2 protein-coding genes are annotated in these 2529 nt (G+C 69.9%); one reads left to right on the top strand and one right to left on the bottom strand.

Annotated elements, in window-relative coordinates:
- Positions 1–166: 166 nt before the first annotated feature.
- A complete protein-coding gene (gene eat, locus MVA01S_RS29525; RefSeq protein WP_174539015.1) occupies positions 167–1606 on the bottom strand; it encodes an ethanolamine permease in 1440 nt (479 codons plus the stop codon).
- A gap of 379 nt (positions 1607–1985) precedes the next feature.
- Between eat and MVA01S_RS29520 the strand changes: the two genes are divergently transcribed.
- Positions 1986–2529, top strand: a 544-nt coding sequence (locus MVA01S_RS29520) for a DUF7159 family protein (protein WP_494337740.1), incomplete at its 3' end; no start/stop codon positions are given.

The raw sequence follows: 2529 nt of genomic DNA, 5'->3' as shown, positions 1-2529 counted from the left end.
GGCGGCGAACGGCCCGCCGCGACGAAGCGAAACCCGCAGCGGTCCAACAACTCCGGCCGTAAAGAGCAGAGCCGACCGGCCGGCTCGATGGCTCAGGCGTTGCGGGAGGCCGGCTTCGGCCGGTGACGCCTCCGCCGCCGCGGGGACGCGGCGGCGGGCCCGGCGGTCACCGGAGCTCGTCTTCGGCAGCCGCCAGCGCGGCGAATTCCTCGTCGGGGGAGTTGGCGACCAGGTGGTGGCGGCTGTAGATACCGAAGTACGCCATGAACGCGGCGAACACGAGCAGGCAGCACAGCGCGGCGACACTGTCGACGAGGAACGTCGCGATGACCGCGAGCACCGCGATCACCAGCGCGAAACCCGTGGTCGCGACCCCACCCGGGGTGCGGTACGGACGCGGCATGTCGGGCTCGCGCCTGCGCAGCACGATGTGACTGACCATCATCAGCACGTAGCTCACCGCGGCCCCGAACACAGCCATGTTGAGCAGCAGGTCGCCCTTGCCGATCAGCGACAGCAGGAACCCGATGACGCCGGGCACGATCAGCGCCAGCGTCGGGGCCTTGCGCCTGTTGGTCACCGACAGGATCTTGGGCAGGTATCCGGCCCGCGACAGCGCGAACAGCTGCCGCGAGTAGGCGTAGATGATGGAGAAGAAGCTCGCAATCAGACCGGCCAGCCCGATGTAGTTGACGGCCTTGGCCCATGCGCTGTCACCGAGCGCCTCCACCAGCGGGTTGCCCGACTCCGACATCGCCGCGGCGCCGCCCGCCCCGGTGGTCAGCACCAGCACGGTCACGCAGGTGACCAGCAGTACCGCCATCCCGGCGATGATGCCCTTGGGGACGTTGCGCTCCGGCTGCTCGGCCTCCTCGGCCGCCAGCGGAACACCCTCGATCGCCAGGAAGAACCAGATCGCGAACGGGATCGCCGCCCACACCCCGAGCAGGCCGAACGGCAGCAGCGGCGACGCACCGGCGGCGTCGGTGACCGCGATGTCGGTGAGATTGGCGGTGTCGAACCGCGGGATCGCCGCGATCGCGAACACCACGATGCCCACCAGCGCGATCGCGGTGATCACGAACATGACCTTGAGCGCTTCGCCGACACCGGACAGATGGATGCCGATGAAAATCGCATAGGCGACGAGGTAGACCCACCATCCGTCGGTGATCCCGAACAGATTCAGCGACTCGACGTAAGCGCCGATGAACGTCGCGATGGCGGCCGGCGCGATCGCGTACTCGATCAGGATCGCTGTGCCCGTGGCGAATCCGCCCCACGGTCCGAGCGCCCGGCGGGCGAACGTGTAACCGCCACCGGCGGCGGGCAGCGCCGACGACATCTCGGCCATGCCGAGGACCATCGCCAGATACATCGCCGCGATCACGACCGCGGCGATGGCCAGGCCGCCGAAGCCGCCCTGACCGAGGCCGAAGTTCCAGCCGGAGTAGTCCCCGGACACCACGTAGCTGATGCCGAGCCCGGCGAGCAGGATCCAGCCCGCGCTGCCGGTCTTCAGCTGCCGCTTCTGCAGATACGTCTCGGACTCCCGGTGCGCCTCCACGCCGCGCACGGTGTGTGTACTTCGACCTTCGCCGCTCATGTAACGGACTCCCTTCCGCGTCGTGAGCTAGCACACTACTCCCCGGAGTAGCGCGCCGACGTCATAACGGTGTCGCGAAATCAACGGATGCGCAACATGATTCGCGGATCAGACGGTACGCGAAGGAGCGGCACGGCGACGGTGCCGTACCGCGTACGCCGCGCGTGGCGCGCGGCGCGGCGTTACGCTGCTGCCGGCCGTGCGCGAGCGCGGGCGCCCGGGACCTAAAGGTCTGAGAGCCGACCTTTGGGAGGAGACTATGGCGTGGGGTGAGCGGTGTCCAGTACCCGGGGGCCGGCGCCCGGGTTGTAACACCAGCTCAGCGCCGCCCGATACATCGCACACACCGCGAAACGACGGAAAGGGGACGCCCGTGGGCATGGTTCTGGGGCTCTCGCTGACCTCGCAAGCGGTCGTCTGGGTGCTGGTCGACGACGTCGAAGGCGTCATCGTCGACCACGATGAGCTGACGTTCCAGCCCGGCACCGAGATTGCTCGTGCGGCCGCCAGAGGCGCCGGGATGATCGCCGCCGCCGGGGGCCACCGCGTCGACCGCATCCGGCTGACATGGGTCGAAGAGGTCAGCCGCGACGGCATCCGGTTGGGCGCCCAGCTCCACGACCTCGGGATCGCCGACGTCGAAACCGTGCCGCTGAACCGAGCGCTGGGCGTCATGGTCGCCCCGGACACCGCCCCCGGCCTGGCACTGGCCTACGGCGCCGCCGTCGCGCAGAGTCCCGTCGAACCCCGCGCCGCCACCCCGGGTCGCCGCGGCCTGAAACGACGCCGCATCGCGGCCGCTGTGCTCGGCACCGCCGCCGCGGCGTTCCTGGCCGGCCTGCTGTTCACCGCGGGATCGGCACCGCGTGTCGAGCAGACCGCCGCGGTGGCCGAGCAGACCGTCCCGGCCGGTACCGGCTGGG

The organism is Mycolicibacterium vaccae NBRC 14118 = CIP 105934, from assembly GCF_001552715.1.
GTDB lineage: Bacteria > Actinomycetota > Actinomycetes > Mycobacteriales > Mycobacteriaceae > Mycobacterium > Mycobacterium vaccae.
This window is presented reverse-complemented; position numbering and strand designations above follow the sequence as displayed.

What these genes read in the sequence shown, in the direction of transcription:
- eat (WP_174539015.1), bottom strand. Translation starts at nt 1,606, where the DNA reads ATGAGCGGCGAAGGTCGAAGTACACACACCGTGCGCGGCGTGGAGGCG.